At 41.1% G+C, this 258-nt stretch carries 1 pseudogene; it reads right to left on the bottom strand.

Annotated elements, in window-relative coordinates:
- Nucleotides 1-258, bottom strand: a pseudogene (locus CUZ56_RS15215) (peptidase P60); the annotation flags it as partial.

Genomic DNA, 258 nt, shown 5'->3' with positions numbered 1-258 from the left:
TAACACCATTGGGTTAAGCTAGAACAATCGAAAGCACTAGGAGGTACACCACCAAATGTATATGGTAGTCCCTCATACTTAACAGCTTCTGCCATTACCTTCTTAGCAAATTCTGAATCTAACGCCACCCCTAAATAACGTCTAACATGGGGCACATACTCTTTATCGCCATAGGCATTCCATCCTTGCTTAATTGCCATTTCATCACTAAACCGAACAGCTAGCTCTTTAGAATACTTACCACCTTTATCAGACAAC

It is taken from the genome of Saezia sanguinis, from assembly GCF_003991585.1.
Classification (GTDB): Bacteria; Pseudomonadota; Gammaproteobacteria; order Burkholderiales; family Burkholderiaceae_C; genus Saezia; species Saezia sanguinis.
This window is presented reverse-complemented; position numbering and strand designations above follow the sequence as displayed.